This is a genomic window from Candidatus Nealsonbacteria bacterium (assembly GCA_019923625.1).
GTDB lineage: Bacteria > Patescibacteriota > Minisyncoccia > Minisyncoccales > RBG-13-42-11 > JAHXGN01.
On record JAHXGN010000010.1, the window covers coordinates 8,821 to 14,756 of the forward strand.

Consider the following 5,936-nt stretch of genomic DNA (forward strand, 5'->3'; position numbering starts at 1 on the left):
TTTACAGGCACCCGCGCTACCATTGCGCCACCGCGGAATATTTTATTTTTGTTTTTATAAACTCTCTGCCTCGATGTTACCCCATTGCGGAATATTAATTAATAATAATACTAATTAAAAATTTATCAATAATCTTTCAATTTTCTTAGCTTATCATGTTCCCTGATTTTTTCAAGAGATTTGGCTTCAATCTGGCGAATTCTTTCCCTGGTCACCTTAAATTCTTGGCCAACCTCTTCTAAAGTGTGGGTAACTCCACCATCCAAACCGAATCTCATTATTAATATCTTTTGTTCTCTGGGTGTTAAATCAACTAAAATTTCCTTTAATCTTTCTTTTAATAAGTTTCTACTCGCCTCCAAAGATGGTGAAATAACTTTTTTATCTTCAATAAATTCAGCCAAAATACTATCTTCCTCACTATCTCCTACTGGTGTTTCCAAAGAAATCGCTTCTTGAGAAATTTTCATAATTTGATAAACCTTTTCCACTTCAATTCCCATCTCAGCAGCAATTTCTTCTGCCAGGGGTTCTCTGCCCAAATCCTGCAAAAGTCGTCTTTTTATTTGAGTATATTTGGAAATTGTCTCTACCATATGGACCGGAATTCTAATGGTCTTGGCCTGGTCGGCTAAAGCCCTATTTATGGCTTGACGAATCCACCAAGTAGCATAAGTTGAAAATTTGTAACCCCTTCGCCAATCAAATTTTTCCACTGCTCTGAATAATCCCAGATTTCCCTCTTGAATTAAGTCCAAAAGAGTTAAGTGAGGAGACCGGCCAATATATCTTTTGGCAATGGAGACAACAAGACGTAAGTTGGCTCGGGCTAATTTTTTTCTGGCTTCTTCATCTCCCTTTTCAATTTTTTTTGACAATTCTTTTTCTTCATCAGCCGAAATAAAAGGATAAGAACCAATTTCTTTTAGATAAAGTTGAATCGGATCTATTTTTATTGTTTTTTCTTTTCCCTTTTTTCCCTTTTTTAACGATTTAACCGGAGTTAAAAATTCTTTGCTTTCTTTGATTTTAATTCCTTCTTTTTCTAAAATTTCATAAAGCAATTCCAAACTTTTGATGTCTTTTCCCGCTCGGGGGAAAAAATATAAAATTTCAGAAAAAGTAACAAACCCCCGGTCACCCCCTTTTTGAATTAGTGTCTGAATTTTATCGTTCAAAAAAATCTTGCCCCGCACCCCACCTGCCTGTCTTGTAAGGCGCTTGCTCTTTTTCAGGGTTCCGACGTAATCTTTTTTGGGCCTACCTTGTAGGGCGCTTGCTTTTTTTCGGGGCCTGCCCCGGCGAACTTGACCGCTTTTAATTTTTCGGTTTTTTTTTGTTTTTTTAATTTTTACTTTTTTGATTTTTCTCTTTTTGTCCGCCGGCCGGTGGATTGTCTTGATTTTTTTCTTTTTTATTTTTACCATAGATTTTTTATTGGAATCTGGTTAATTGTTTTGCCAAATAATTGAATTCTTGAATTAATTCTTCAATTTTGGGAAAATTTTTTTCTTCTTCGGCTTTTTTAATTTCTAAAGAAATTCTGTCTAATTTATTTTTAATTTCCAGGTTTTTAATTTCTTTTTGGCATTCCTGAAATTCAATTTTACAATCTTCTTGAGATAAACCCTCTAATTCAATCTCTGATTTTAAAGAAAGATGATTCAATAAATTAAATAATTCTGTCGGCAAATTTTCCGGCTTCTCTTCTTTTTTCAACCGGGAAATAAGTTGGCAGGTTTGAGGAGAAAAAAAATCCAAGTCCTCTTCGGTTAAAAGGTTGAGGGAATCGGAGGGTGATTTTAAAATTAAAGTTAATAATCTTTCTTCCAAAAGTTCCTTTCTCCCTTTTTGGGGAAGGTTGATTATTTCTTCCGGTTCCAAGCCGTAAATTTCTTCCTCCAATCTGACTTTTTTCATCTCCTGAAAAATGTCTTCTTCTTTAACTTCCAAATCCTTGGCTAATTTTTGGGTCCAAAAAGACCTTTCAATTTGATTGGGAATTCTTTTAATAACCGGAAGTAAAGTTTTGGAAATCTCTTTTTTTCCCTCCGAGGTCTTTGAATCTTTTTTGGAAAAAGCTGATTCAAAATAAAACTCCATAATTGATTTTGGGTTTTCAACAGCCTCTATCCAATCTTCTTGATTTTGAACAATAGTTTCTGCCGCATCTTTTCCTTCGGGCAACCGGATAACCTTGATATTAAATCCCTGATTCTGGGCTAAATTAATTCCTCTTTTTGAAGCCGATTCACCGGCAATATCCATATCAAAACCCAAAATTAAATTTTCGCTATATCTTTTTAAAATTTTCAATTGATGGGACGTTAAAGCCGTGCCGGAAGTAGCCGCCACATTTTCAATCCCTGTCTGATGAGACATAATGACATCGGTGTAACCTTCAACCAAAATACAAGAGTCCTTTTTCCTGATTTCTATTTTAGCCCTATCAAGACCGTATAAGATTTGGCTTTTGTCATACAAAAGAGTATTGGGAATGTTAATATATTTTGCCGTCTCTTGTTCGTCTTTTTCTTTAAAAACCCGACCGCCAAAGCCAACCACCTTGGAATTTAAATCAAAAATCGGAAAAATAATTCTATCCCGGAATCGGTCATAAAAATTAGTTTGTAGTTTGTAGTTTGTAGTTTGTAATTCTAAATCTGATTGGGTTTGTTCTTTGGGTATAGCTAAACCGGCTTTAACTATTTCTTCTCTATTATATCCTTGGCTAACTAAAAAATCAGATAATCCCCGCCAACTTTCTGGAGCATAACCCAGCCGCCATTTTTTTATACTTTCTTCTTTGATTCCCCGAGCTAAAAGATATTTTTTCGCCTCTTTTCCCGTTTTGCTTTCTTCTAGTTGTTTCTCAAAAAACCTGGTTGCCAAATCGCAAACTTCATAAAGCCGGTTTCTTTCTGTTTGCCATTCTTTATATTCCGACGTTTGCCGTTTAAGCTCAACTCCGGCTTTTTGAGCTAAAATTCTTAAAGCGTCGCCAAACTCCACCCCTTCAATCTGCATAACGAACTTAAAGATGTCTCCTCCGGTTCCGCAACCGCCGAAACAATGCCAGATTTGGCGGGTCGGCGAAACAAAAAAAGAAGGTTTTTTCTCTGAATGAAAGGGACAGAGAGCCCGATAATTGGCTCCGGTTTTTTGAAGTTTAAGATAACTGCCGACAACCTCAACAATGTCCAGCCGGTTTTTAATTTCTTCAATTTGACTCATGTTTAAAAAATAAATTAATCTATTTTTTAGATTAGCGGATTGGACGATTTCAAGCCAGAGCACTAAAAACTTTTAGTGCTCAGTCGAGCACATAAATCTTATGTGCTCTGATTTTTCTTTGGCGATAACCCACAAGTAAAATCATAACTGATTTTCCTCTTTGGCGGCAAATTAATGAACATTAACTCCCGGATATATTAAAGATACGATTCCTTTTTTTACTGTTAAAGAAACTGCTTGCTCAAGTTTTGTCTCTTGTTCCGGGTCGGAAAATGGAAAATTAATTTCACCAACATTTAGCCTTACGCCAAACTCTGAAGCAATTTTTTGCATTTCTTCCATTTGTCTTTCGTAATCTAGTTCGCTAACAGTAAAATTACCATTTTTTACTTCAATCGACCCACTATCTGGTTTTTTTCTATATGGATGAAAGCTAATGGTATCAACTAGTGCGTTATCTATTCCGGCTTCTGTTTGTATTCGTCTAACTTCAGTCAAAACTTCTCTTAAATATGTTGGGTCAAAACAAGCAACACCAGCAATTGAAAGTTTTACTGTTGGACTTTTTTCTTTTATTTTCTTTGCTACTTCAAAGAAAAACGTACTGTATTCAGTAGAGTTTACATGACTGGCATGTTGTAATTTATCTGCGAACATTGCGCCAGTGCTTCTTGAAATGTTGGTTTCATTTCCTATTTCTAGCTGAACACCATCTCCAATACTTTCAATAATCTTTTCACAAATAGCAACATATTGTTCTACCTGTTCTTGTGTTTCAGGAACATCAGATGATTTTTCTTTGCCGCGACGATGATCATAAAATTGAACTACAAGAGTTAAATCGCCAGTTTGCTCTTGGAGCGTTTTTATCTGATCGACAAATTCTGGAGCAATTACAACATCGAAAGTTCCGTCTGGTTTAATCTCAAGCGCTTGAGATGGAGCAATTGGCGATAATTCTCCAGCGGGATGAACTCTAACATGTTGTAATTTCCCCTCAAAACTAGATAAATATTTATCAAAGGATGATTTTTTACTAACCTCCTTCTCTCTTTTCTCTGAAAGTATTTTTTGAGCTTGGCCAGATTCTACGGCAGAGCGTATCTTATCTGAAATCTGCCCATCTCTTTCCTGTATATACTGAAGATATCGTTCTTGCGACCAAAAATTTCTTGCATCAACAATATAATCATGATCAAAATTAATCCCTACAAATTCAGGATTTTCGACAACTAAATCTCGCTCATGTTGTCGGCACTCTTTTTCTTTTTGTTCATTGACAATTTCTAAAGATGGCTTGGCTACTTCTTTTTCAACCACAGTTGGTTTAATTGCTTCTGGTTTATTCGGTTGTTGCGGCATTTCAAAATTTTCCATAGTTATTTCATTAAATCATCAATGCTTATTCCCAAACCACTGGCAATTTTCATAACAGTCTGGATTGATGGCTTCTTAATAACGCCGGTTTCAATTTTAGTTAGCGTGGTGTAAGGAATATCAGCTTTTCTGGCAAATTCGTCCTGTGAAAGTTCAAGTTTAAGCCGAAATGATTTTATCTTTTTTCCCAGTTTATTTTCTTGATTATTTTCCATAATTTGATAACATTAAATTGTTCTGCTATAATTCTATACAAGTATATGATAACAAATAAAAACAAAACAATCAAGAGAAAGAAAAGCCCGCTTTTGGCCCTACTGAATTCAAAACGGCTTGAAATTTCCCCGAAAAATGGCTGGCTCGCCCGCGTAGCGGGCGAGCCAGCAACCTCTTTTCCCAACTGGCGGAGGAGGTGGGATTCGAACCCACGAGAGCTTGCGCTCGCATGCTTTCCAAGCATGTGGAATAAACCACTATCCGACCCCTCCGTTTATTTGGGCAATTGAGAAATGGCTTTACTGATATTTGGGTGCTGGATAATGAATTTATAATTGAGAAGTTTTAGAATAATCAGAAAATCCAGGAGTTCTTCTTTCAGGGTTTCCGGCCCGATAAAAATTTCCCAAAATTCCTGAACGAGATTTTTAGTGTAATTATTCAAAACTTCATAATTAGCCCTGTTTTTTAAGTATTCAATAATTTTTTTAAATTCTCCCCTGTCTAACCAAATACCATAACATAAATTGCAGAGGTCAACTTTGATTTGAGAGTCCCCATAATCTACTTCGTAAAGCGGGAAACGGCAAATAGGGCAAAGTTTTTGCCCGGGAGAGATTTTAAATGAGGTCTTTTTTTCCCAAAGGTCAATGTCCAGCCATCTTATATTTTTATCTTTAGTGTCTTTGGCAGTTCTTAATTCATCTTCCTCAAACCAAAGACCAAGACAAGCAGGACAGTAATCTATTTCAACATTATAAAAAATTATTTTTTCCAATGACTGTTTGCAAAAAGGGCAGAGCATAATTTTACGAATTTTGAAGAGCGGTCAAATTAGTTCTGACTCCATTTTCTGGGAACGTTGTTTCCTAAAAGAAAGTTTATTGTCCAAACAATAAGAGTGGTCCAAAAAAGAGGAATAATTCCTTGAATAATTAATTCCGGAAATAAAACATCAATCATCCAGATAATTGCCATATTGATTATTAAACCAAAAAGGCCTAAAGTTAAAATTCTTAAAGGCAGAGTAATTAATTTTAAGATCGGCTTGATAAAGAAATTAATCAGACCCAAAACAAGGCCGGCTAACAGCAAGGATTGCCAAAAGG

General features: G+C 35.7%; 6 protein-coding genes and 1 tRNA gene. All 7 read right to left on the reverse strand.

Features of this window, described 5'->3' with window-relative positions:
* Nucleotides 1–125 precede the first annotated feature (125 nt).
* Nucleotides 126–1,427, reverse strand: a complete 1,302-nt coding sequence (locus KY055_01805) for a sigma-70 family RNA polymerase sigma factor (protein ID MBZ1345350.1) — start codon at nt 1,425–1,427, stop codon at nt 126–128.
* Between the two features lie 7 nt (nt 1,428–1,434).
* A complete protein-coding gene (gene dnaG, locus KY055_01810) occupies nt 1,435–3,234 on the reverse strand; it encodes a DNA primase (protein ID MBZ1345351.1) in 1,800 nt (599 codons plus the stop codon).
* A gap of 171 nt (nt 3,235–3,405) precedes the next feature.
* Complete coding sequence (locus KY055_01815) at nt 3,406–4,611, reverse strand: hypothetical protein (GenBank protein ID MBZ1345352.1); 1,206 nt, start codon at nt 4,609–4,611, stop codon at nt 3,406–3,408.
* A 2-nt stretch (nt 4,612–4,613) separates the two neighbouring features.
* Entirely contained in the window at nt 4,614–4,826 is a 213-nt protein-coding gene (locus tag KY055_01820) for a helix-turn-helix domain-containing protein (protein MBZ1345353.1), read from the reverse strand.
* 186 nt (nt 4,827–5,012) lie between these two features.
* Nucleotides 5,013–5,099 (reverse strand) — tRNA-Ser (locus KY055_01825).
* Nucleotides 5,100–5,101: 2 nt separating this feature from the next.
* Complete coding sequence (locus KY055_01830; protein ID MBZ1345354.1) at nt 5,102–5,632, reverse strand: zf-TFIIB domain-containing protein; 531 nt, start codon at nt 5,630–5,632, stop codon at nt 5,102–5,104.
* A 29-nt stretch (nt 5,633–5,661) separates the two neighbouring features.
* Nucleotides 5,662–5,936 (reverse strand): phage holin family protein (locus KY055_01835; protein ID MBZ1345355.1); only part of this gene is annotated, 275 nt, incomplete at its 5' end.